Raw genomic sequence first — 24,263 nt, 5'->3', positions numbered from 1 at the left:
AGGTTACTGTATTGTATGTAAATAGATTTATCTTGCATAGGTGGGTGAGACTTGGTAACGCGATATCTCATATTTTTCTTTTTGAGTCCCATAATTAAATTTACTACACTAGAAAAGTAGCATTATGATTGTTCTCAATACATCCATTTTTTGATTTCAACATCATTAGTTTCTAATATACCTGCCCTGCTAATATTTACTTTTAGTCATATGATAATGTCGAGTTAGAAGATGGAAGATATCAGAAAAACAACGAAATTTTTTAATAAAAAAATATATTCAGACACACTTGAATTTTTAATGGATACCCATAACGGTCTTTCCGCAAAAGTTGTAGAGGAAGTTGGTTTAAATGGGATTTGGGCGAGTGGTCTATCGATATAAGGATCATTAGGTGTAAGAGATAATAACGAAGCATCATGGACGTAGGTATTAGATATGCCGGTTTAAACTTTGCCAGTTTATAACCTAAAGATTCGTGAGCAAAAAAAGGATAATCTCTACAATAATTTCGAAAAAAATTTTAGCCTCATCATGAACTCACTAAAAAAAATAAGAACAAGAAAAAAGAAAGAGCAAATTAATAGGCTCTTTCTCTTTAATGTATGTCATTATTTAAATTCTAACTCTCCATCATATGCAAGCATGCCACCTTCAAGGTTTGTCACGTTAAATCCTTGAGCTTCTAAGTATGAGCAAGCATTTGCTGAACGAGCGCCAGCCTTACAAACGATAATGTATGGCTTAGAAGCATCTAATTCGTTTATGCGATCAGGGATTGTCCCAAGAGCAATATGCTGAGCACCTGGAATCATGCCTTGTGCTACCTCATCATCTTCACGAACATCGATAATGAATAAATCTTCGTTCGCATCTAATAGTTCTAATATTTCTGTTGTCTCCATAGTTTTCATCTGTGTAGTCCTCCAATATATCGATTTCCTTTTACATTATAGCCTGAAGGCAAAAAAACAGCTAGTGTCATGAACACTAACTGTTTTACTCTAATGTTTCTATTCTTCTGTCTCTAAAAAATCGACTTGCTTTGCTGGAACAAATGTAGAAATAGCGTGTTTGTAAATAAGATGCTGTTTACTTTCAACATCTACTAATAACACTGTAAAATTATCATAGGATTTCACAGTCCCTTTTAACTGGAATCCGTTTAACAGAAACACAGTAACAAAAACACTATTTTTACGTAGATGGTTCAAGAATGTATCTTGCAAGTTAATTGATTTCATCAAATATGCCTCCCCTTGCTCTCTTCCTACCTCTTCATTCCTATATTAGCACGTTCTACCAATTTATCAATTAGTAATTTTTAGAAATTTATCAAAAGTATAAAAACAATATCTACGATAAGGCGAGATCAATCAACTAAAGTTGTTCTTCATTTTTAAGAAAGTAAACATCCATTTTATTGCGGAAATATGTTAGTTGTCTTTTCGCATAGCGGCGAGAATTTTGTTTCAAACTATCAATGGCTTCTTCTAAAGAACATTTTCCATCTAGGTAATCATATAATTCCTTGTAGCCGATCGCTTGGATTGACTGCACATCTCGAATATTTTGATGCCATAAACCCTTTACTTCTTCCAAAAGCCCCTTTTCCATCATTATATCAACGCGAAGGTTAATACGATCATAGAGCTCTTCACGTGACATATTTTGCCCAAGCCCTATAATCACATGATTATAAAGTGGAACTTCTCCACGATTATGTGCTTCTGCTGCCTTTGAAACGCCACTTAGTTCAATCATTTCTAACGCACGTATGACACGGCGAGTATTATTTGGATGAATGGTCTCTGCTGTTTGTGGATCAAGGTTTTTAAGTTTAGCATGCATAGCCTCTGGACCTAATTTCTCCAGTTCTTCATAATAGGCTTTTCTTGCTACTTCATCTACCTGCTCCTCAGTAAATTGAAAATCATAGAGCACTGCCTGTACATATAAGCCTGAGCCCCCTACAATAATCGGTAGCTTGCCGCGTGCTTGAATTTCCGCAATTTTAGCACGCACTAATTTTTGATAGTCAGCTACTGAGAAAGGTTCCGTTGGCTCTTTGAAGCTAATTAAATGATGTGGCACACCTTCCATCTCTTCTTCAGTAATTTTCGCTGTACCAATATCTAAATCTTTATAAATCTGCATGGAGTCACCATTAATGATTTCGCCATTATATTTTTTCGCTAACTCAATGCTTAGTGCCGTTTTACCAGAAGCAGTAGGTCCTACGATTGCTACAACCTCTGCTCGCTGTATTTTATCTTGTATCATATTTTTCTAACCACCGTAATAAAACTTGATAGACTACTGGATCCTTGCTACCACTTATCAATAATATCGGTAACTCTTTCTTTATTTTCGCTATCTCTTTTTTACGATTTAACGACTTAAAACCAGTTGTTAAATCCACAAAAAATTGATTTGTTGGGATAAAGCCACAATATGGATCATCTATATATTTTTGCACCTCATCCTCTGCCGAACATAACCAATCATACGCAGTCTTCGAACTTGGGAACTGCTTATTAAAACTACCAAAGCTGAGCTTATTTAATATTTTGCTCTCCGTCTCTTTACCAAATTGCTTGGCCAATGCTTTTGCTACTAAATTCCCCATCGTATGCAATGCTGTAACATTCCCTGTTCCACAAAGAATCGCATTATCCACTTGCTCGCTATACAATTGAATATATCTTCTAGTAATGAACGACCCCATACTATGACCAAATAATATCAAAGGTACATCGGCAAACTGTGCATGTAATGACGTAACGACTTCATGAGCATCCTCTACTACACGGTCAAACCCATTCTGTTCAGCAAAAAAACCTAGAGTTCCATTATAGGCGGCCGTTTCTCCATGTCCTCGATGATCATGCATTGTCACTGCATAGCCAGCTTCATTAAGAGTACGAGCAAATTTCACATAACGTCCACTATGCTCCGCCATACCATGTAAAATATGAATATGACCAATACATGGATTCGACGGCTTGAATGTTCGAGTAAACAGGAAATGGCCATCTGACATTTCAATATAGCGCTCCATTACCTACACTCCTTCCTATACAAAACTTGTTGCATCTAAAATAGCTTGCTCTAGTTGAGCGACATAAGTATTTCTTTGTGACTCTGTATAGTGAAAATGTTGTTGCATAACTTGAATGACCTGCTGTTTATAACGTTTTACCGCATCAATATCGAAGTATAATAAGCCTGTACGGCGAATAAAGAAATCACTTGGTGTGTACACCATTTCTGCTTCTATGCCATAAAGTAACATTGCATGTAAGGCAAGGGGCATCGTACTTCCATGCTCATGCAAATATTTCACCTGGTTAAATAACGCATCTACATTCGTGCCATATTTTTGAACGAGTGTCTTAGCTTCATCATAATTAAGGCCATATTGAACGCCTTCTCTTGCTTTATACGCAGTATAGTCAGGGAAATTGAGAGCGTTGATGCCTTTCGCACCAGAAAGCGATAACTCACGTGTTATACATGGACCTGCGTGCTTATATCTATGTGTTTTCACAATTTTATCAACGATCGTTTCTGCCATTTGACGGTAGCCTGTTAGTTTGCCACCTGCAATTGTCATTAGTCCACTTGGAGCTGTCCATATTTCATCTTTTCGTGAAATTTCAGATGGATCCTTTCCTTTTTCAAAAATAAGTGGACGTACACCTGCCCACGACGATTCAATCGTTTCACTTGAAATATTTGCAGTTGGAAAAACAGTTTTTGCAGCATCCATTAAATAATCAACATCCTCTTTGGTTGCGACAGGATGTGCAGGGTCTCCCTCGTAAACTGTATCTGTTGTCCCAACATAGGTTTTCCCATCACGTGGAATTGCAAAGGCCATACGTCCGTCCACTATATCAAAATATACTGCTTGTCTTAATGGAAAATCCTTTTGATCAAGGACAATATGAACTCCTTTTGTGAGTCGTAATTGCTTTTTGTCTGCTACTTTATCCTTGTGGCGGACCTCATCTACCCAAGGTCCAGTAGCATTAACGATTTGCGCAGCATGCACTTCGATCATTTTCCCTGTCACATGATCCTTTACTTGAACTCCTACAAGCTTTTTCTTTTGATATAAAAACTCTGTCATTTCCGCATAATTTAGACAAAGTGCCCCGTATTCCACTGCTTTTTTCAGCACTTCTATTGTCAGACGGGCATCATCCGTACGATATTCAACGTAATAACCACCACCGACAAGCTCATCTCGATTGAGTAAAGGCTCTAGTGCTGCTGCTTCCTGAGCACTCAGCATTGTTCTACGTTCATGCTTTTTGACACCTGCTAATCGATCATATACCTTCAATGCCAGTGATGTTGTTAATGGACTAAGTGAGCCCTTCTTATATAATGGCAGTAGCATTTTTTCTGGTGTTGTAACGTGAACCGCACTGTCATAAACAATTTCACGCTCACGCCCAACCTCAGCTACTACACCTACATCTAATTGCTTTAAATAACGAAGTCCACCATGAATAAGCTTTGTTGAACGGCTTGATGTGCCAGCAGAAAAATCCTGCTTCTCAATCAAAGCGACTGATAAACCTCTAGATGCAGCATCAAGCGCAATGCCAGCACCAGTAATCCCGCCACCAATGACTAATACGTCAAAGCTATATTGCTCTAAAAAATGTATAATTTTAGGACGATGTTCAAATGAAAACATACCTTTTTCCCCCATTAGCTATGATTTTAAAATACATGTAACCTCTACAACTTTTTGCTAGATCGCTTAAAGAGCCGGTCCTTATTGTGCATCCATTTCTGATTGATAAGTTTGGTTATTCATTCATAATACGGATATTGTCTCCTTATTCGACGCAAGACCTATTGTACCTGCTAGCGGAATATCCTCACCAAAGAATACACTTAGCGCAGTCTTTGTATAAATCTCTGGAGAAATTTTCACCTCTAGTAACATTGACATTGGAATATTTAATAGCGTACAAAGTTCTTCTTCCCACTTCAAGTCGTAGATATTATACAGCAATGTACGAGTGGCAATACATTGTCCCCCTTTCTAAAATGTCAGGCGTTACAACTACATTACCCGTTTAAACATTTTCTCCACTTCATAAGTTGTAAAATGAATAAGTACTGGACGTCCGTGTGGGCAGGTAAATGGATTATCAGCATTACGTAAATCTTGTAATAACGTTTCCATTTGCTCTTTCGTTAAATAATAATTGGCCTTTATCGATTTTTTACAGCTCATCATAATCGCTGCTGCCTCACGCATTTTTTTAACGTCCGCCTTTTTAGTTGTCAGTACCTGTTCAATTAAGTCCTCGATAATCTCCTGTTCTTCCCCTTTAGGAAACCAGCTAGGATGCTCTCTCACGACAAATGAGGACTGTCCAAACTCCTCTAAAAATACGCCGACAGCCTCTAACTCCTGTCTATTTTCTCTTAAAAGAAGCGCCTCATCAGCTGCATAATGGAAGGTCAATGGGAGCAATAAAGCCTGTCGTTCATTCGGGTTTACCTGACCGACCTTTTCACGGAAAAATTCATATTTAATACGCTCCTGTGCCGCGTGCTGATCGATTAAATAAAAGCCATCCTCCATCTGTGCAACAATGTACGTACCGTGAATTTGCCCTACTACTTCAAGCGCAGGGAATGGTTCTTTAATAGACTCATCGTGTAAAACTTCTCTTGGTTCCTCTAGCGTCATTTCTTCAGGTGGATTTGCTTCCATCATTGGTGTTGGCTGCCAGCTATCTTCAATAACAGTAGGGACGGGCTCTGGCACTATAGGGTCTAATTGTTTTTGCTCCTGAACAGTTTGTACATCATAAAGCTTTTCTACAATGGCATTCATTTTCTCCACATTAAGCTTTGGTGCCGGCTTCCATATATTTAACTGCTCCGTCGCAGGCTTCGCGACTTTTTCCTTCTTTTCCATTTGCGGCACGCGAATAACATGGCGTATTTGCTCCCGTATTGTTTCCTCAATCAGTTTAAGAAGCTCTGGTTCTTTACTTAAACGTATTTGATGCTTAGCAGGATGAACATTGACATCTGTTAAATAAGGATCACCTTCTATAAAGAGTGCTACAATCGGAAAACGCTCAATTGGTAAATACGTATGATAGGCATCTACAATCGCTTTTTGTACTAAATAATGCTTCACCCAGCGACCATTAACAAACAACGACATATAGTTTTTCGAAGCACGAGTCACCTCTGGTAGTGACACGAAGCCAGAAACTTTATAATCGTGTGACTCTCCATTGAAGGACACCATTTTCTTAGCATTATGCACACCGTAAATGGCAGCTAATACTTGCTGCACGTCACCTCGTCCATTTGTTTGTAACAATTGCTGACCATTATGTAGCAATCTAAACGCAATTTGTGGATTCCCAAGTGCAAGACGGTTCATTAGGTCAATGGTATGCCCAAGCTCGGTCTGTATTGTTTTCATATATTTTAATCGAGCAGGTGTATTGAAAAATAACTGTGCCACTGTAATATCTGTTCCTTTACGCAAAGGACCAGGTTTATGTGTAGCGACGTGTCCACCTTCAAGCTCTAAATAAGTACCTGATTCACCATTTGATGTAATGAGTGTCATTTTCGACACCGATGCAATTGATGCTAACGCCTCACCGCGGAAGCCAAGTGTACGAATTCGAAATAAATCATGCTCCTGATGGATTTTACTTGTTGCATGGCGAGAGAATGATATTAATGCATCCTCTTCATCCATGCCACTACCATTATCAATTATTTGAATTGAAGTGAGGCCCGCTTCTAGTAAAAAAACATCAATGGACGTACTTCCTGCATCAATGGCATTTTCAACAAGCTCTTTGACTACAGAGGCTGGCCTTTCAACTACTTCCCCTGCAGCGATTTTATTAGACAGCCACTCGTCCATAATTTGTATTTTTCCCATAGCGCATCACTCCTTTACTTTTTTGCGTTTAATAATTGCTGTTGTAATTCATATAAAATATTCATCGCTTGCATTGGTGAAGTGCCCAGAATATTTACCTTTTCTAAGCTTTTAAGCACCTCTGCCTCTGCTGGAGCGATTGGTTCCGCCTCCGCAAATAGTGACATTTGCATTGGCTGTTCAGCAACCTCCTCCTGTGACTCAGCTACTACCTTTCCAGCCTCGAAGTTTTCAAGCAAAACTCGTGCTCTTGTTAAAATTTCCGCTGGCAATTGAGCAAGCTGTGCTACATGAATTCCATAAGATTGATCGGCAGCTCCCTTTTTCACCTTGTGTAAAAAGACAACTGTGCCATTTTTTTCAGTAGCAGATACGTGTACATTCTGCAGTCGAGGAAGCTCCTTTTCAAGTGCTGTTAATTCATGATAATGCGTTGAAAACAGTGTATTTGCGCCAATTTTATCATGGATATATTCCATCATCGATTGAGCAAGACTCATGCCATCATAAGTAGATGTCCCTCGACCAATTTCATCAAACAACATCAAACTATTTTTCGTAGCATGCATAATAGCGTGCTGAGATTCTAACATCTCCACCATAAATGTTGATTGTCCAGCAGCTAAATCATCCGCTGCACCGATACGTGTAAAGATCTGATCTGTAATTGGTAACCTAGCTTTTTCAGCAGGCACATAACAGCCCATTTGTGCCATGACAACGATCAGTGCAACCTGACGCATATACGTACTTTTACCGGACATATTCGGTCCTGTAATAAGCATCATATTGTTAGTATCCTCAAGTACACAATCATTTGGTACATACATTTGCTTATTGAGCATTTTCTCAACAACTGGATGGCGCCCCTCAATAATTTCAAGGGAACGACCTTCATGAAATTCGGGCTTCGTAAAACGATATTTCTCCGAAACGCTCGCAAAGCTTAAAAGCACATCTAATTCACTAATACTTGCCGCTAACGCTTGTACACGTGGAATAAATGCCTTTAACTCATCGCGTATTTCTACAAACAAGTTGTACTCTAACGTTAAACTCTCTTCTTCAGCATTTAATATTAATGCTTCTTTTTCCTTAAGCTCCTGTGTAATATAACGCTCGGCATTTGCCAATGTTTGCTTACGTTCGTAGCGTGTTAAATCAGCTAAATGGATGTTCGATTTTGTAATTTCAATATAATAGCCGAAAATTCGATTATAGCCGATTTTTAAGTTTTTAATGCCAGTTTTCGTTCGTTCTTCTTGCTCTAGCTGCGCAATCCAATCCTTTCCATTACGAGAAGCATAGCGTAGCTCATCTAATCGATCATTGTAGCCATCGCGTATGACGTCACCCTCTTTAATCGTAATTGGTGGATTATCTGTAATAGCTCGAGCTAATAATGCCTCTACATCCTCACACATATCCAATGCTGCACCTAGCTTTTGCAACGTTTCTTTATTGGTACTAAGTAATTGTTGCTGAATAGCAGGTACTTGACGTAACGAATCACGTAGCTGTGCTAAATCTCGTCCACCAACATTCCCGAAAGCTACACGACCAGCTAAACGCTCTAAATCATATACTTGTTTTAAAGAGGCTTGTAGCTCTGTTCTTACAAAATACTCTTCCAATAAATCAGTCACAATTGCTAATCTTGCTTCAATGGCAGAACATGTTGCAAGAGGCTGATGTAACCACTGCTTTAACTTTCGCCCACCCATTGCAGTTACTGTGTCATCTAATAGCCATAATAGGGTACCTTTTTGATCGCCACCGCGTATAGATTGAATAAGCTCTAAATTACGCTTTGAGCTAGAGTCAATTCGTAAATAATTTTTCATTTCATTGTACGTAAATGTTTGAATATGTGATAACGAACGCATTTGTGTTTTATCGATGTAAGCAAGCAAACGAAGACAAACAACATGTAACTCATTTGGCACCGCTTCTAAATAGCTTGCTGCTTTGTCCATTGTCATTTCATCCGTTTCAACAGAAAGCACGATACTAGCATTGATTGCATGCTCCGTTAACAAAAGCTGTAAACTATCCGTTACAATCAGTTCACGAATACCATATGCCTGCATTTGCATTAAGAGTGCTTTGCCATCGCCCTCAATAGAGGAAGCAACTGCCTCACCCGTCGATAAGTCTAAATATGCATAGCCGAATGTTGTGTCATCAAGTTGCTCTGCCGCACCAATAAAATGATTGGTTTTACCATCGAGTGCTTTCCCTTCCATAATCGTACCCGGTGTAATAAGTTGTACGACTTCACGTTTCACTACACCCTTTGCTTGCTTCGGATCTTCTGTCTGCTCACAAACGGCAACCTTATAGCCCTTTTGCACAAGTGTTTCAATATAATTTTTCGCCGAATGATGAGGAACGCCGCACATTGGAATACGCTCTTTTGCGCCTGCATCCCGGCTCGTTAATGTTATTTCTAAAATTTGTGAGGCATTAATTGCGTCCTCAAAAAACATCTCGTAAAAATCGCCTAGTCTAAAAAATAAAAAGGCATCCTTATAATCTTCCTTTACCTGCAAATACTGTTGCATCATTGGTGTGTAAGTTGTCATTTTTTATATTTACCTCGCTCTTGCCATATAGATATTTTTATTATAACAAAAGATACATGCGAAACGCTTCATTCACCTTTTTTAAGATGCTAGCGTTTCGCATGTATGAAAGAAATATGGCTATTAGTATTATCTTGATTTTTCACCAGGAAACGATGAGGACTCTAAAACAAACCTGCCTTCTTCGCTAGAACTCGACGATGAGCTTGAACTAGAGCTTGAGCTAGATGAAGACGAAGATGAGCTCTCATCTTTAAAGTTCCATTCCTCTTCGAAATCTAGTGGATGTACACTAATGCAAATCGTCGTTTCACCCATTACCTCTACAACGACTTCGCGTTCTACTACAATTTCAAATTTCGTGCCGCATGGAGAAATGATTGCCTCTATGCAGTTTGGTTCTTGAACTACACGCACTCGAACTTCATCACTAACACTCACTTCGCCATCTCTAAAATGGAGCTTCACTTTGTCTTTATAGTGAACCGTTTCAGAAAACACTGCTGTTTTCGAATGATTACTATAGGCATACCAGACATTTACATCAAATTTCCCTGATACTTCTACAAATTTACCGACTTTTTTTGCGGAGCAAGTATGATTGATGACCCAGCAACCCAGAATACTCGTCGGTTTATTTGATGGACATAATGTTACACGTTCTTCCGTTCTCTTCTTCCCTTTGGCAACTACTGCTTTCGTCACGATTTGTCGTAAACGTTTCAGCGCAATTCCTCCTTCGACTCTTTTCACTCCATCATATGCAGGTAGCGCCCATTGGGTGAACATATATTTTTATAGAATTAAATTGCGTCCGGATTTTGAATTGTGCCAGCACAATTCATTCCTTTGAAAATCCGTGACATCCGCCAGAGGCTTGATCTTCATATTACGTTGTCTAAATCACGATAACTTCTAAAAATATTCACCTTAATCAAACGGAATAGACTTATACCAGTGACGACTCGGAAAGCGCCCAGCCGGAACGGAAATCAACCCCTCGTTTTGCCGAAGAGCCATGCTTTATTTAATTTCATTGACACAATAGTTTTTTCAACAATAGGAAAAGCCCGAATGAAATCATTCATTCGAGCTATTTCTTCTATTATTTTTATGAGCAACTACCTGGCGTAGTATTGGCTACGTATGAGCCAGTTTCTCCACGTAGTACATCGCCACCTGTTGAGCGAACAATCTCATTTGTGACATTGTTAGCAATCGTATTCGAAACTAATTGCAACAAATCATTTACATCACCTTGAGATTCTTTAAATTGTTGGACTACTGGAATTGCGTTGATTTCTTCTTCGATTTTAGCAATTTTGTCTTCAATCAATTTCAGCGCTTTTTCTTTTCCTAAGTGTTGGAAGTTTACAGCTTGCTTTTGTAGGCTTTTTAGACTTGCAATACGCTCACGTACTTGTTGGTTTTCATTAATTTGTGCTTCTGCCTTTTTGAAAAATTCAACTTCTGGCGTATTGGCAATCATATGCGCAATTTCGTGTGACTTCTTGATTAGATCTTCTTTTGTATATAATACTTGTGTCATTTACGCTTCCACCTTTTCATTTTTTACTACTTCTACGAATTCACCACTCAATGAATATGAAGTAGCTTCAACTATTTTCACCTTCACTAATTGACCAATTAGATCTGCTGGGGCTTTAAAGTTTACAAGTCGATTTTTACGAGTATAGCCAGCTAACACATCATCGCGTCTTTTACTTGTACCTTCGACTAAAACTTCTACAATTTCACCCTTCAAGCTCTCTAAAGCTTTGCGAGAGTATTCCCCTACAACCTCATTTAATCGCAGAAGACGTTCTTTTTTCACTTCTTCAGGTACATTATCGACCATTTTGGCAGCAGGTGTACCCTCACGAGGAGAGTAAATATAAGTAAAGGCCATTTCAAAGCCTACTTCACGGTACAAGGCTAATGTCTCTTCAAATTGCTCCTCTGTTTCATTTGGATAGCCAACAATAATATCAGTCGTTAGTGTCACTTCAGGAATTGCCGCTTTAATTTTTGCTACTAGTCCAAGGAAATGTTCACGTGTATATTTACGTGCCATAATTTTTAACACTTCATTTGAACCAGATTGTACTGGTAAGTGAATATGCTCTACTAAGTTACCACGTTTTGCAAGGACTTCGATTAAATGATCATCGAAGTCGCGTGGATGACTCGTAGTAAAGCGAATACGCGGGATATCAATTTTTCGTAATTCGTCCATTAAATCACCAAGTCGGTAATCAATATCCTCGAAATCCTTACCGTAAGCGTTGACATTTTGTCCAAGCAGCATAATTTCTTTATAGCCAGAAGCTGCTAGTTCACGAACTTCAGCAATGATTTCTTCCGGACGGCGACTACGCTCCTTACCACGCGTATAAGGTACGATACAATACGTACAGAACTTATCACAGCCGTACATAATATTTACCCAAGCTTTGATAGAGCCAAGACGTTTTTTCGGCAGATTCTCAATAACATCGCCTTCTTTAGACCAAACCTCAATGACCATTTCCTTTGACATATAGGCTTCTTTCAAAATGTTTGGTAGACGGTGAATATTGTGTGTACCAAACACCATATCGACATGAGGATAGCTTCTTAAAATTTTATTTACAACGGATTCTTCCTGTGACATACAGCCACAAACCCCAATAAGCATTTCTGGATTTTTACGTTTATATTTCAGCAGGAAACCAAGTTCTCCAAATACTTTATTTTCTGCATTTTCACGGATGGCACACGTATTCAGTAGCACGACGTCAGCCTCATCGATCACATCTGTAGGCGTATAACCAAGCTGCATAAAGATCCCAGCCATTACTTCTGTATCATGCTCATTCATTTGGCAACCATAGGTACGAATATAAAATGTACGTCCTATGCCCATGCCTGCAAACTCTGCTGCAATGTTAAAGTCTTTACGGTACTTAACTTCTTCTTTCCCACGTTTTTTAGCATCTTTTAATGAAGGTGCCGTAAAGACCGTTTCAAAATATTTACTATAATCCTTTTCAGGCTTGTCTTCTTTTTTTGGTTGATTGACTTGTTGATTAGCTAAACGTTGTTCCTCATTCATCGCAATCAGGTAACTCCTTTCAAACGAATTCCATACACTTGAATTCCCATTTTACTATTATACTTAATAATTGCTACATCCTACAAGGTTTGCGTTCTAAATGTCGTGGTTTAGACTTAATTACGGCTCATTACCAAAACGTATGGTTGATTTCCGTTCCGGCTGGGCGCTTTGTTGCTGCCGCTACGTTAGCACTACGCTTTCGCACAGAGCAAAGCTTCCTGGGGGCGTCCGATGAGCCGCTTTTGTTGTTGCTGACGCTTCGCTTTCGCACAGATAAAACATTTGCTGCCGCTACGTTAGCACTACGCTTTCGCACAGAAAACATCCGCTTCGCTGCAGGGTCTCGGGCCAACAGATGTTTTTTGCGCGAAAGCGTAGCGGCAGCAGCACCGATGTTGGTCACGAAGGCGTTATCACAGGACGTGATGCTCTTAGCCTTCGTTCCTCTTTCGCTGATCCCCAAGGAGTCGCCCAGCCTCCACTCCAATCAACTTATAAACAAAACATACGTCTCAACAAATATCAACTACAACTTTTGGTGATGAGCCTTAATTACTCTTAGCTACCTTAATTCCCCAAAAAGAATAGGACACCTTTGATAGGATTCTGTATCAAAGGGTGTCCCTGTACTTATCTCGATCTTATTTGTAGTACTTTTTATATTTTAGATTCAAATAAAAATTATATAGTTTCAGCTTTGACCATCGCTTTACGTTCATATCTTCTTTAAAATATAGGGCATTCGAATATTTGCCCTGTTTTATTAATCGCTTGGCTTCTATTTTCAATTTTTCATTTTTCAAACCTTTAAACAACACACTTTTTGGAATAAGTGACCACAAATGCTTAGTCTGAACATACGTTAGCTCTTGACTTGCATTGAATATATAATCATCAGCGACATACTGCATTAAATTATGACCACTCGCTGTCACATAATAACTAGAAGCACCCGATCGTAAGTTCATTTCAAATATTTTATATTCCCCGTCACGAACGTCTAATTTCATGTCAATATTCGCATACCCAACATATCCAATATCTTCTAAAAAATAACGTATATTGTCCATTAGCTGTTCATCGAAATCCGTCATAATCGCCAGAGAAGTTCCAATATTTTGTGGCGAGGGATCTTCGAGAAGCTTGTTACCTAAACACATCAATTTAACCCTCTTATCCTTCCCTACGTAAACATCTAATACACGAATATAAGAATCATCACCTGGAATAAATTCTTGAAGAATTAAAGAATCTTTATATGTAGAACGATAAATACTGCGAATAATCTGCTGCTTCTCTTCTTCATTTTTTGCAAGAAATACTTTTTTCTTCTCAGGGAAGGAACAACTTGTATATTCGACAGAATTCGATGGTTTAATAATCATCGGATAATCAAATGGAACATCACTTATTGCATGTTCCTTTGTCACTACCACCGTTTTTGGATATTTAATATTGTATAAATCACAACACTTATAAAAATCTTCCTTTGTTCGAATCCGCTTCATTAAATCTGCATCTATATAAGGCAAAATAAAATATTGCTGTAGCGTCTGTTTATTGGTAATGATAAGCTCCGCATAGTAACAATCACCTACAAGTAAGATCAGTTTCTTATTTTTGAACTGCTTCGCGACGTCTATTAAAGCTTGTACAAAATAGTCTGGTTCATCTAATCGGTCCACATATTGAAAGTCGATGATTTGACTATTTTGAGTTGCTATTCCTCGTGACCCACCTAGCAAGAGTGTTCGAATGCCTTTTGTTTTCAATGCGGGTTCTAATACAAGACTTTTTATACAATACGCTTCGTAAAAGGAGCGGGCTACTCCATATGCATTTTGGCCAGATTGTATGATAACTGGCAAAAAGGTTTGATCTATTGTTATTGACAAATTTACTCGCCTCTCATTTATAAATGAATTTAATCATTTGTATGCAATTTGTCTTGTACTTATGTAACTAAGAGTAAATAAAGGCACTGAAACAAAAATGAATTTCTTAAGAAACCTCATTTTTGTTTCAGTGCCTTTATATTTATGAACTACAGTGTGCTAAATCTGAATTAATTTTTTCTTACGTTGTTCTAAGCCTACAATCGTTTGTACACCAAAGCTTTTAAGTAATTCTGCATTGACAAATGTATACTTGCCTAAATCGTCTGGAAAATGTGCATCTGAGGAAATTGTAAAGGCTACACCATGGTCAATTAAAACTTGCAAGAAACGAGGTCCTGGGCACATTTCCTTTACTGGATAGCGATAATATAAGCCGGCATTTATTTCAGTGGCAGTTTGTGTTGTCATAAGTGCCTTTGCAATTCTTTCATACCAAGAGTCAAGAAAAACCGTATCCTTCACTTGATAGTCAAATACTTTAAAGTTGTCCAAATGTGCCACAAAATCAAACATATTGGAGAGGATCATTTTTTCTACTGTGGCAAAAAAACGCGTATAGTTCTGCTGTAATGTAGCTGGATCCATACCCTCAAATATGTATTGTGTTTGAGGATTATCAAAGCCCCAGCCTTCCACAAAATGGACAGATCCGATGACATAATCCCATTGGTATGCTGCTAATAATGATGCTAATTCTTCCTCACCACCGACAAAATAATCAGCCTCAATGCCAAGCTTTAAGGAAATACCATGACGACTCCACTTTGCCTTTGCTCGATTAATAACTGACACAAAATCATCCATGCTTTCTGTCATCACACGATCAAGCCAGTAACGCTGCACTTTACCAACGTCATTGTCACCCAACTGCATATAACGCTCAAAATATGTTCGCGTCTCCTTAAAACGATATAGATGGTCGACAATGCCAACCTCGCGCAAACCAAGCTGTTTAGCCTGTTGTAGATATAAATCTAACCATTCCTCACTATAGCAGCCACTTTGTAATCGCTTTGACAACTGCTGTATTTGCCACTCTACAAATGCTTTAGAACCTTGTGCTGCCGCTTCATCTTCTTTAAAAAATCGAATAGCTTGAGAAGTACGCTCTAGCCAACGAAATGAATATGGACCTTCTTCTAAATGTACATGATAATCAATCATCCGCTCTTCCCTCCATTACATACCGTCCACTTTTCCTCGTATGCTTGCCACTCCACTGGACAAGCGATATCACAAAGAATTTCTGAACACTCCTCGATATGACATATTTGATAAAAGGACTTACCATTTATTTTAGATGCATCCGCTAATAAAAAGTTCATCTTGCTACGGTCAAGCATTTTTTTAGAAATTAACGATTCATCCAAATCGTAATCGTATACGATACCATCACAAATACCGCCACATGATATAAATGCTTTATCAAAATTCATATTCCCTAATACCTCCAAAGTCATAGCTCCTGCTACTGAGGATTGCCTTGGATTCGTCGTTCCTCCGAGTAAAATAACCTTCCCCGTCATTCGTCGCTCTTCAATAGCCAAATTAAATTGTACTGCAGCAGCTATAGAATTCGTTACGACTGTTATATCATCGACTGCCAGTAAAAAATCAGCGATATGCACCGTCGTTGTACCGGTATCAACGGCAATTGTATCCCCATCACATATACGTCTAGCTGCCAAACGAGCTATATTACGTTTTGCCTCTTTTTGCATTTGCAGCTTGCGCAAAAATACTGGTTCATTTCTAACGTGTGTATACTTCACAGCTCCTCCGTGTACTCTCGTTAATAAATGCTGCTGCTCTAGCTCATCAAAATCTCTGCGAATCGTTTCAGGTGCCACTTGTAATTCTTCCGCAATATTGGCAACAATAATTTTCTCATCAACCTCTAATTGCTTTAAAATAAACTCAAATCGTTCAATTTTTGCATACGTCATGATAATGCAATCACATCTTCCCTTGCCACATAGCACGTATATTTTTTGCCCTGCTCAAACGAATATCCTCGTTGATGCAGCTGTTCCATTGTAAAGAAACATTCACCCTCAAACGTTGTTCGAATAACATTGCCGCTCATTAACGACTGCTTTGCCTTTCCAGTAAAACAAACATCTCCCGGTCTCTGATCGAGATGTATGGCTTCTGGTCGAATTGCAAATTTTGAGCATTCTTTTGGTAACGTCTCACCAATCATATTCTCAAGAGCTGGACGCGTAAAAACATTGTAATGTCCGATAAAATTAGCGATAAATTCACTTTCAGGGCTTGTATAAATCGCAGTAGGGGTTCCACATTGCGCAATCATCCCATTGTTCATTACAAATATTCTGTCAGAAACAGCCATCGCTTCCTCTTGATCATGCGTTACTAACATCATCGTTATGCCTAGCTTTTGTTGAATGACTCGTAAATCTGCCTGTAATTTTTTACGAATTTGGGCATCTAGTGCACTGAGTGGTTCATCTAGCAACAACACCTTTGGTCGGACAATTAAAGCACGCGCAAGGGCAACACGCTGCTGTTGACCCCCAGACAATTCTTTCGGATAAACGTTTGCTTTTTCAGATAAATGGACAAGCGCAAGCATTTCTTGAACACGCTGGTCAACTTCAGCAGTATTTATTTTTTGCACGCGTAAACCAAAGGCTACATTTTCCTTCACCGTCATATTTGGGAATAGTGCATATGATTGAAATACCATACCAACTTGGCGATCCTTTGGGTGAATACCCATCATATCCTTGCCTTCAATGACAACTTGGCCAGCCGATGCATCTGTTAATCCTGCTACAATACGTAAAATAGTACTCTTACCACACCCACTAGGACCTAAAAGTGTTATAAATTCACCTTTTTCAATCTTCATATCTATATTGGTCAAAACAGTTGATTGTCCATATTTTTTATGAAGTCCTTCAATAACAAGATAACTCATAGATTTGTAGCACCTTTCGATCGTTTCATTAATTTTGCAATCACGAACGTTAATAAGCCCATAAGAACGATATAAATAAAGACAACTGCACTGGCAATATGCCCACTTGTACTAAGTTTTTTCATTAAATAAATTTGTACCGTTTCAAAGCGAGAACCTACAACTAGATTAATCAGTACAAACTCTCCAAAAAGTACGGAAAACGATAATAATGCACCTGCAAATAAGCCTGGGTAAACAGTAGGTAACAATATTTTGCTAAATGCCTGCAATTTCGATGCTCCCAGTAATTGCGCTGCATCTAAAAGCTGCCGAGCATCTACATTGCGTAAACTATTGCGTGTCCCTTGGTAAATGTACGGAAGGATACCGATGACATAGGCCCCTAAAACGACTAAAATCATTGGCACATCAAATTGGCTATAAACACGAATGAGTCCGACTGCTAAAATAATTCCCGGAAATGAATACACCATAACAACTGCAATCTGAATCCATTTTTCGTATTTTGGAAAATACAACACGATGACGAAAATGGCTGGTACGATCACGAGCAATGCGATTATTACAGCCCCACTCGACAATAAAACAGAGCGTCCAAACGCCTGTATAAATTCTGCATCCTGAAATAAGGTAGCAAGCCATTTCAATGTCAATCCTTCTGGCAAAATGGTCTTATTCCAATTCGTCGCAAATGCATAAAGCATTGTTGCACCAACTGGCAATACCAAATACACTACTAACAGGAGGAAGAATAAATCAGCAAAGCCTCTTTTTTTCACTATAACTTCCTCCTTGTTTTTGAAATACTCCATTCACTTAACAGCATTGCCGTCACCATCGTTACTGCTAATATCACTGCAATCGCACTTGCCAGCTCTGGCTGGGCAAAAATATCTCCCTGAATAAGAGAACCAATACGAATGGCGACTAAATTGTAACTACTATTCGTTAGCGCATAGGCTGAGGCATACGCTCCCATTGCATTGGCAAACAATACACTAAATGTTCCAACTATCCCGGGAAGCATAACAGGAACACCAATCCTCACCCAAAACTGCCATGTAGACGCTCCAAGCAATGCCGCTGCTTCCTTCCATTGTTGCTGAATTCCATCATAAATTGGGTATAAAAGCATTAGCGATAACGGTAGCTGAAAATAAATATAAATAAGTAACAAGCCACCCCAGCTATAAAGAGAAAATGACGATAATGCGTCGATCCCCCATTGATCGAATAGCAAGGTAAAGAGCCCGCTATTTCCGAGTAATACGATAAAGGCAAATGCTAATGGAATTCCTGAAAAATTTGATGTTAAGTTTGTTAATATTAAAATCTTCTCACGTACTGGCTCAGAAAATCTCATAATCGCATAAACCGCAAATAAAGTAACGATTAAGGCGATTACTGCTGAAATGACAGACAGTGTAATACTATTTTTAAAGCCTTGTAAAATGTAATCATTCGTTAGTACAGATTGATAGTGTGCAAGTGTAAATCCATCACTATTTTGAAAGCTTGTTATTAGCATATACAGTAACGGTACTAAGAAAAATAACAAGACAAGTACTAGGAACGGAGAAAGCCAGGCAACTGTTTGCCGCTTCGAAATCAAAACAATCACTTCTTTCTTTATTTAATAGCGGCCATTTAGATTAATCATTATTATTAATTAGAAGGCTCATTGACATAACGTGGGGTTGATTTCCGTTCAGGCTGGGCGCTTCCCTGGGGGCGTCGGGGCAACAGGAAGTTGGTCACGAAGGCGTTATCACAGGACGTGATGGTTTTAGCCTTCGTTCCTCTATCGCTAATCCCCAGAAGTCGTCCATAGTTGATAAAAACTGAAATTGTTCCGATAAAATGAGATTTTGTTCCGATAAATGCTAAAATTGTTCCGATATATCTTCAAAGTCTGAATAAATAATAAAAATTAAGCCCTTTTTAAAGATTGCATCCCCTCTAATAACAGGGGCACCATTTCATCAGAAGGTTCGATATTTAATAAATGACAGCACAGCGGAGCAATTTGTAACTGTGATACAATCTCATCCTTAATGCCTGCTTTAACGCGATTTGAAATAACAAACATTGGTACATGACGATCCTCAGCTGTTGTTCCTCCATGATTACCATCACTCGTCATCCCATGATCAGCTGTCACGATTACCTCATAACCCTGTTCAAGACATTTTGGAATAAATAATGATAGTAAGACGTCGACGGCTAAAACACGATTACGATACTGTGCTGAGTCAGCTGTAAATTTATGGCCATCGTCATCTACATTCATCGGATGTATATACAAGAAATCTGGTTGCTTTTGATCCATTAGCCATGCAGCTTCAGCAAATAAATGACTGTCTGGGTAGTGATCCTCAAAATAGAACAAGCCATTCTCAATCGGCAACTGCGTATCCAATTGTAGCCTGTCCTCCATATGCACAAATGGAGCACGATTGTATAGCTCACTTACCCAATAATAGGCAGCTGCCGCTGTAGACAGACCGTTTTCTTTCGCTAAATGAAATAAACTATTTTGCGTGGACAAACGTACGGTCATATTGCTCGTCACACCATGTACAATAGGTGGTGTCCCCGTTAAAATCGTTTCATATAAAGGTCTTGATAAAGATGGGACCTCCGAACAAACCTTATAACGTGCTGCAAGATTACGTTCAACTAAATGGTGCATAAATCCCATATGGGTACAAGCTGTATCAAAACGAAGAGCATCTATGACAATTAAGACAACTTTATTATTTTGCATGAATCAATACCTGCTCCTGATATAGTTGTGGAATTTGTTTTGTAGTTTCTTCCCATTTCTTCTGATCTTTTACTGGCTGTGCGTTTTTGTACATTTCTGCAGGTAATAATAGCTCCTTAACATCTTGAGACAATTGAACCTTATCACGAATTGGGCGAGCATAACCTTTCGCTAAATTTTCTTGACCTGCATCAGATAAAATATACTCTTTAGCTAACATGGCTGCATGAGGATTTTTTGCGTATTTATTAATGATCGTTGCATATCCTGATGTGACAGAGCCTTCTGATGGAATGACAACATCAAAACGTTTCTCATCGATTTGGTGACGATAGCCAAGCGCATTAAAATCCCATAAGATGGCTACGTCAATTTCACCCTTTTCTAAATTCGCTACAGATGGATCACCTTGTAAACGCCCTTGCTTTGCTAAGTCTGCGAAAAAGTCTATTCCTGGTTGGATATTTGATTCGTCGCCACCAAATGCCATAGCAGCTGCTAAAATAGCAAACTGCGCTTGGTTTGCTGTAAGTGCATCACCAATGCTGACAGTGTAATCTCCGTTTTTAATATCCTCCCAAGATTTTGGAGCGTTTTTGACGTTGTTTTTATCAGTTAAAAAGGCAATCGTACCTGTATAACCTACAACCCAATGCCCTTCATCATCCTTTGCCCAGTCAGGTATTTCATCCCAATAAGATGTTTTGTAAGGTAATGTTAAACCTTTGTCCTTAGCAATCGGACCAAAGGCAATTCCTACGTCGCCAATATCTGCAGTCGCATCGTCCTTTTCTGCCTCAAACTTTGCTAGCTCCTCGGCACTCGACATATCAGTATCCTTATGCTTCAGGCTATATTCCGTACCAAGTTCTTCCCAAGTCTCCACCCAGTTTGCCCACGTGTCTGGCATACCGACAGAATTTACAGTGCCTTCTTCTTTTGCTTTTTTCGTAATTTCTTCAAGCGTTAAATCACTGTTTACCTCTTTGGAACTAGACGAACTGTCAGAACAAGCCGCCAACATCGAAATTGCTAATGCACCGATTAGACCCTTCTTCCACAACTTTTGAATTGCCATGAGTTGGAACCTCCATTTGTTTTTGTTTATTTTTATTTGCTTACAACAGTTATGTTATAAAACAAACATTAAGCAAGTATGGAGGATTTTAAAATATTCAGTAAAAATTATTTAGGAATTATTGATTTAATGGGGAAATTGTAAAGATATTCATTTATTTGAGGGGAAGATAAAAAGGATCTAGTTAGGTATGCGCACGTTTGTGTAGTATTTCAAGACGTGCACACACTCTAGATTATTCAGAAAAACCAAGAAAATCTGCATATGTATGCGGCTCGTTCTCCTTTAAAATTGTTAAAAATGTAAATGCAAGCTGCACAACCGACCACCATCTCATATTGTAGGACATCTCAAAGCGAGCAGGCTCTAATGTAAAAACATCCTGAAAAATATCAAGCGGGTCAATTTTTTCATCTTTTAAAATGGATAAGAAACCTAGAAATAATGTATGATCTTTCACTTCAATTATCTTTTCATCAACAAGTGCATCAATTTTTTCTGGTTGTTGAAAATTACATTGTGTCGCAACGTACCTTTCTAAATCCTGCGCACGCTGCCTTTCCTCACGCTCTCTTTTCTTTGCGACAAAATCAATGACGTTATCCACGTGCATCGCCTCTTCTTTTTTCTTTTATTGTAGCATTTTTTACAATAATATTGCCCGGACAGGCTCCCCCCTTTTTTCCTTACTGTCAAAACAAAAAAAGAATGATAGTAGCAAATTTGCCAAAATCATTCTTTTCTCAAGATATTTTATCAGTAGAGAAACGACAGCCAAAAATGTTTTCTGTGCGAAAGCGAAGCATCAGCAACAAATGTTTTCTGTGCGAAAGTGAAGCGTCAGCCACAAATATTTTCTGTGCGAAAGTGAAGCGTCAGCCACAATTATGCCAAAGCGAAATTTATTGGGATTGTTATGGCTACTTTTCCTCCACCAGCTAATAAATCATTGGCAATTTGCAGTGTTCCACCATGACTCTGAACAATTGATTGGGCAATATAAAGTCCCATGCCATGGTGATTTCCTGCATTTCGGCTTGGATCTCCGCGATAAAATTGTTTGGTAGCCTCATTTAAATCTCTCGGAGAAAACCCACAACCGCTATCGGTAACCGTAAATTGCATAAAATCCGCAGCACCTTGAACAGTTAAGGTCACCGTTCCATTTTCAGGTGTGTGCTCTATAGCATTGGCAATGACATTAAAAATTGCTCGATAGAAATGCTCTTCATCGATAAATATAAGGGCAGGAAGCATTTCCTTTTGGACAGCCACTTGAAGCTTTTTCTCTAAGGAAAGAGCTCTCATTTGATGCTCTACTTCTGCCATAAATGCATCCATTTTAACATTTGTTTTTTCACGAACGATATTTTTCTCCATCTTCGATAAATCAATTAGCTCTTTCGTGAATTTTTCTATTTTAATTGTATTTTTCAAAATATAGTCATTATATTCTCTTTGTATATCGTCTTGAACCGTGTCCTGTAAGAGCTCTGCATTTCCCCGAATAATTGTAAGTGGTGTTTTCAGATCATGGGCAAGAGCAGAAATTTGTTCTCTACGAGTCTGCTCATTTTCCCATTGCTGTTTTAACGAACTATTTAAGGCCTCTTTCATCTGCTCAAGAGAAATCGATATTTCATCTATTTCACGAATTCCTGAAGAGTTAATCGTAAAATCCAAATTTTGATTTTGTATTTTTTCAATCGCTTCCTGTAAACCAAACATTTTTTTCTTTAGACTTCTGCCAAAGTGGATCGCAAGCACAGCTGCATACGCCACTATTCCTACTATAAACACTAGAAACACGAACAGCTGCGGATTAGGCAAATATTTTCTTAAAATTTCTGAACGATACTGGGGTACTAAATAATAACGTAATATACAAATCTCATTTTCTCGCTCTATAAACGAATAAAATTGGGAACCACCTTGAGTTTCCCCTTTTTTCATGACATCCCAAGCTTTAAAAGCTTCCTTTTCTGAAAGATTCCCTGCAAGAAATTGTCCATCTTTAGAAATGACAGCGTAGTCAACAAGGTCTGGGATAATATCAGCTGTAACCGAACTACTAGACGCAATACGATCCCTTGATAATGAAATTTGAGTTTCTGCATAATTTGCTGGCAAAACGATGTTGGCAGAAAAGGAAAATAAAAATAAACTAAACAGTAGTACTACTAATAGAATAGTGCCTATACATAGGAAAAGGAGATATCGAAGGAAAAAAGTATGAAGGCGTGTCCCTTTATTCGGCTTCATTGTCTCCATTTATACCCAATCCCCCAAACAGTGTCAATGACATCAATTTCAAAGGCATGTAGCTTTGAACGAATATTTTTAATATGCTCAGTAATAGCGGTACTGTCACTTCTCCCATCAAATCCAAAAATCGTTTCATAAATCTTTTCTTTAGAAAAAACCTGTCCTCGATTTCGAGCTAAAAATTCACATATTTCATATTCGCTTTTTGTCAGTATTACCTTCTCCTCATTTACAAACAGCTCTTTACCAGATAGATTGAAATGAACTTGATCTGCAAAGAGAATGCTTCGTCTCTCCCTTTTTTCGCGCCTTAAATGCGCATTCACTCGGGCACGGAGCTCTCCAATTCCAAAAGGCTTAATCATATAATCATCCGCGCCTAGGCCTAGACCATACATTAAATCTGCCTCTAATGATTTAGCCGTTAAAAAGAGGATAGGACAATCTACCGCATGACGGATTTGACCACATATTGTAAACCCATCTATTTCGGGCATCATCACATCTAGTAAAATTAAATCAAAGGCACCAAGATCCATCTTACTTACTTCTGTCGCATCAGAGACTATCGTTACTACATGTTCGTCTTTTAGTAATGCATTTTTTATCAATACTAAAATATCTTTTTCATCATCTACTGCTAATATTTTCCCCATACTACTACCCTCATCATTCCT

At 38.5% G+C, this 24,263-nt stretch carries 24 protein-coding genes; 1 reads left to right on the top strand and 23 read right to left on the bottom strand.

Annotation, left to right across the window (positions count from 1 at the left end):
- Positions 1-231 precede the first annotated feature (231 nt).
- The gene (locus ACVWXS_RS01050) at positions 232-384 is read left to right on the top strand and encodes a hypothetical protein (RefSeq protein ID WP_368635366.1); all 153 of its coding nucleotides are present in this window, start codon (positions 232-234) and stop codon (positions 382-384) included.
- 227 nt (positions 385-611) lie between these two features.
- Here the strand turns inward: ACVWXS_RS01050 and ACVWXS_RS01045 are convergent, their stop codons facing one another.
- From ACVWXS_RS01045 to ACVWXS_RS00935, 23 genes are all read right to left on the bottom strand, one after another.
- Entirely contained in the window at positions 612-914 is a 303-nt protein-coding gene (locus ACVWXS_RS01045) for a rhodanese-like domain-containing protein (RefSeq protein WP_368635367.1), read from the bottom strand.
- Positions 915-1,013: 99 nt separating this feature from the next.
- Positions 1,014-1,244 carry an RNA chaperone Hfq gene (gene hfq / locus ACVWXS_RS01040; protein ID WP_374963389.1) on the bottom strand — a complete coding sequence of 77 codons (231 nt, stop codon included), beginning with the start codon at positions 1,242-1,244 and terminating at the stop codon, positions 1,014-1,016.
- A 136-nt stretch (positions 1,245-1,380) separates the two neighbouring features.
- On the bottom strand, positions 1,381-2,283 hold the full coding sequence (miaA, locus tag ACVWXS_RS01035; RefSeq protein ID WP_456955439.1) for a tRNA (adenosine(37)-N6)-dimethylallyltransferase MiaA: 903 nt from the start codon (positions 2,281-2,283) through the stop codon (positions 1,381-1,383).
- A complete protein-coding gene (locus ACVWXS_RS01030) occupies positions 2,270-3,061 on the bottom strand; it encodes an alpha/beta fold hydrolase (RefSeq protein ID WP_456955437.1) in 792 nt (263 codons plus the stop codon). The genes miaA and ACVWXS_RS01030 overlap by 14 nt, the downstream gene beginning before the upstream one ends.
- A 15-nt stretch (positions 3,062-3,076) precedes the next feature.
- Positions 3,077-4,711 carry a glycerol-3-phosphate dehydrogenase/oxidase gene (locus ACVWXS_RS01025; RefSeq protein WP_368635371.1) on the bottom strand — a complete coding sequence of 545 codons (1,635 nt, stop codon included), beginning with the start codon at positions 4,709-4,711 and terminating at the stop codon, positions 3,077-3,079.
- A gap of 123 nt (positions 4,712-4,834) precedes the next feature.
- A complete protein-coding gene (locus tag ACVWXS_RS01020) occupies positions 4,835-5,014 on the bottom strand; it encodes a hypothetical protein (protein ID WP_456955434.1) in 180 nt (59 codons plus the stop codon).
- A gap of 72 nt (positions 5,015-5,086) precedes the next feature.
- Positions 5,087-6,949 carry a DNA mismatch repair endonuclease MutL gene (gene mutL, locus ACVWXS_RS01015; RefSeq protein ID WP_456955432.1) on the bottom strand — a complete coding sequence of 621 codons (1,863 nt, stop codon included), beginning with the start codon at positions 6,947-6,949 and terminating at the stop codon, positions 5,087-5,089.
- Between the two features lie 14 nt (positions 6,950-6,963).
- On the bottom strand, positions 6,964-9,534 hold the full coding sequence (gene mutS / locus ACVWXS_RS01010; RefSeq protein ID WP_456955430.1) for a DNA mismatch repair protein MutS: 2,571 nt from the start codon (positions 9,532-9,534) through the stop codon (positions 6,964-6,966).
- 129 nt (positions 9,535-9,663) lie between these two features.
- Positions 9,664-10,323, bottom strand: a complete 660-nt coding sequence (cotE, locus tag ACVWXS_RS01005; RefSeq protein WP_368635374.1) for an outer spore coat protein CotE — start codon at positions 10,321-10,323, stop codon at positions 9,664-9,666.
- A 322-nt stretch (positions 10,324-10,645) separates the two neighbouring features.
- Positions 10,646-11,083, bottom strand: a complete 438-nt coding sequence (locus tag ACVWXS_RS01000; protein ID WP_285394548.1) for a RicAFT regulatory complex protein RicA family protein — start codon at positions 11,081-11,083, stop codon at positions 10,646-10,648.
- Complete coding sequence (gene miaB / locus ACVWXS_RS00995) at positions 11,084-12,628, bottom strand: tRNA (N6-isopentenyl adenosine(37)-C2)-methylthiotransferase MiaB (protein ID WP_374963402.1); 1,545 nt, start codon at positions 12,626-12,628, stop codon at positions 11,084-11,086.
- Between the two features lie 130 nt (positions 12,629-12,758).
- Entirely contained in the window at positions 12,759-13,118 is a 360-nt protein-coding gene (locus ACVWXS_RS00990) for a hypothetical protein (protein WP_456955427.1), read from the bottom strand.
- 154 nt (positions 13,119-13,272) lie between these two features.
- Positions 13,273-14,520 (bottom strand): carboxylate--amine ligase, encoded by a 1,248-nt coding sequence (locus tag ACVWXS_RS00985; RefSeq protein WP_423473707.1) that lies wholly within the window; start codon positions 14,518-14,520, stop codon positions 13,273-13,275.
- A 165-nt stretch (positions 14,521-14,685) separates the two neighbouring features.
- Positions 14,686-15,693: a histidinol phosphate phosphatase domain-containing protein gene (locus tag ACVWXS_RS00980; protein WP_456955425.1), complete on the bottom strand. Its 1,008-nt coding sequence runs from the start codon at positions 15,691-15,693 to the stop codon at positions 14,686-14,688.
- Positions 15,690-16,475: a DeoR/GlpR family DNA-binding transcription regulator gene (locus ACVWXS_RS00975; RefSeq protein WP_456955423.1), complete on the bottom strand. Its 786-nt coding sequence runs from the start codon at positions 16,473-16,475 to the stop codon at positions 15,690-15,692. Before ACVWXS_RS00975 ends, ACVWXS_RS00980 begins: the two co-directional genes overlap by 4 nt.
- Positions 16,472-17,473: an ABC transporter ATP-binding protein gene (locus ACVWXS_RS00970; protein WP_456955421.1), complete on the bottom strand. Its 1,002-nt coding sequence runs from the start codon at positions 17,471-17,473 to the stop codon at positions 16,472-16,474. The genes ACVWXS_RS00975 and ACVWXS_RS00970 overlap by 4 nt, the downstream gene beginning before the upstream one ends.
- Positions 17,470-18,255: an ABC transporter permease gene (locus ACVWXS_RS00965; RefSeq protein WP_456955419.1), complete on the bottom strand. Its 786-nt coding sequence runs from the start codon at positions 18,253-18,255 to the stop codon at positions 17,470-17,472. Before ACVWXS_RS00965 ends, ACVWXS_RS00970 begins: the two co-directional genes overlap by 4 nt.
- Entirely contained in the window at positions 18,255-19,097 is an 843-nt protein-coding gene (locus ACVWXS_RS00960) for an ABC transporter permease (RefSeq protein WP_456955417.1), read from the bottom strand. The genes ACVWXS_RS00965 and ACVWXS_RS00960 overlap by 1 nt, the downstream gene beginning before the upstream one ends.
- 309 nt (positions 19,098-19,406) lie before the next feature.
- Positions 19,407-20,243: an alkaline phosphatase family protein gene (locus ACVWXS_RS00955; protein ID WP_456955415.1), complete on the bottom strand. Its 837-nt coding sequence runs from the start codon at positions 20,241-20,243 to the stop codon at positions 19,407-19,409.
- Complete coding sequence (locus ACVWXS_RS00950; protein ID WP_456955413.1) at positions 20,233-21,321, bottom strand: ABC transporter substrate-binding protein; 1,089 nt, start codon at positions 21,319-21,321, stop codon at positions 20,233-20,235. The genes ACVWXS_RS00955 and ACVWXS_RS00950 overlap by 11 nt, the downstream gene beginning before the upstream one ends.
- A 235-nt stretch (positions 21,322-21,556) precedes the next feature.
- Positions 21,557-21,934, bottom strand: a complete 378-nt coding sequence (locus ACVWXS_RS00945; RefSeq protein WP_223552643.1) for an ELKS/Rab6-interacting/CAST family protein — start codon at positions 21,932-21,934, stop codon at positions 21,557-21,559.
- Between the two features lie 272 nt (positions 21,935-22,206).
- A complete protein-coding gene (locus ACVWXS_RS00940; protein ID WP_456955411.1) occupies positions 22,207-23,592 on the bottom strand; it encodes a sensor histidine kinase in 1,386 nt (461 codons plus the stop codon).
- Positions 23,580-24,242 carry a response regulator transcription factor gene (locus ACVWXS_RS00935; protein ID WP_456955409.1) on the bottom strand — a complete coding sequence of 221 codons (663 nt, stop codon included), beginning with the start codon at positions 24,240-24,242 and terminating at the stop codon, positions 23,580-23,582. The genes ACVWXS_RS00940 and ACVWXS_RS00935 overlap by 13 nt, the downstream gene beginning before the upstream one ends.
- Positions 24,243-24,263: the final 21 nt, after the last annotated feature.

It is taken from the genome of Lysinibacillus sp. TE18511 (assembly GCF_054062295.1).
This window is presented reverse-complemented; position numbering and strand designations above follow the sequence as displayed.

Coding starts and splice junctions, on each gene's coding strand:
- ACVWXS_RS01050 (WP_368635366.1), top strand. CDS start 232: ATGGAAGATATCAGAAAAACAACGAAATTTTTTAATAAAAAAATATAT.
- ACVWXS_RS01045 (WP_368635367.1), bottom strand. CDS start 914: ATGAAAACTATGGAGACAACAGAAATATTAGAACTATTAGATGCGAAC.
- hfq (WP_374963389.1), bottom strand. CDS start 1,244: ATGAAATCAATTAACTTGCAAGATACATTCTTGAACCATCTACGTAAA.
- miaA (WP_456955439.1), bottom strand. CDS start 2,283: ATGATACAAGATAAAATACAGCGAGCAGAGGTTGTAGCAATCGTAGGA.
- ACVWXS_RS01030 (WP_456955437.1), bottom strand. CDS start 3,061: ATGGAGCGCTATATTGAAATGTCAGATGGCCATTTCCTGTTTACTCGA.
- ACVWXS_RS01025 (WP_368635371.1), bottom strand. CDS start 4,711: ATGTTTTCATTTGAACATCGTCCTAAAATTATACATTTTTTAGAGCAA.
- mutL (WP_456955432.1), bottom strand. CDS start 6,949: ATGGGAAAAATACAAATTATGGACGAGTGGCTGTCTAATAAAATCGCT.
- mutS (WP_456955430.1), bottom strand. CDS start 9,534: ATGACAACTTACACACCAATGATGCAACAGTATTTGCAGGTAAAGGAA.
- cotE (WP_368635374.1), bottom strand. CDS start 10,323: ATGTTCACCCAATGGGCGCTACCTGCATATGATGGAGTGAAAAGAGTC.
- ACVWXS_RS01000 (WP_285394548.1), bottom strand. CDS start 11,083: ATGACACAAGTATTATATACAAAAGAAGATCTAATCAAGAAGTCACAC.
- miaB (WP_374963402.1), bottom strand. CDS start 12,628: ATGAATGAGGAACAACGTTTAGCTAATCAACAAGTCAATCAACCAAAA.
- ACVWXS_RS00980 (WP_456955425.1), bottom strand. CDS start 15,693: ATGATTGATTATCATGTACATTTAGAAGAAGGTCCATATTCATTTCGT.
- ACVWXS_RS00975 (WP_456955423.1), bottom strand. CDS start 16,475: ATGACGTATGCAAAAATTGAACGATTTGAGTTTATTTTAAAGCAATTA.
- ACVWXS_RS00970 (WP_456955421.1), bottom strand. CDS start 17,473: ATGAGTTATCTTGTTATTGAAGGACTTCATAAAAAATATGGACAATCA.
- ACVWXS_RS00955 (WP_456955415.1), bottom strand. CDS start 20,243: ATGCAAAATAATAAAGTTGTCTTAATTGTCATAGATGCTCTTCGTTTT.
- ACVWXS_RS00950 (WP_456955413.1), bottom strand. CDS start 21,321: ATGGCAATTCAAAAGTTGTGGAAGAAGGGTCTAATCGGTGCATTAGCA.
- ACVWXS_RS00945 (WP_223552643.1), bottom strand. CDS start 21,934: ATGCACGTGGATAACGTCATTGATTTTGTCGCAAAGAAAAGAGAGCGT.
- ACVWXS_RS00940 (WP_456955411.1), bottom strand. CDS start 23,592: ATGGAGACAATGAAGCCGAATAAAGGGACACGCCTTCATACTTTTTTC.
- ACVWXS_RS00935 (WP_456955409.1), bottom strand. CDS start 24,242: ATGGGGAAAATATTAGCAGTAGATGATGAAAAAGATATTTTAGTATTG.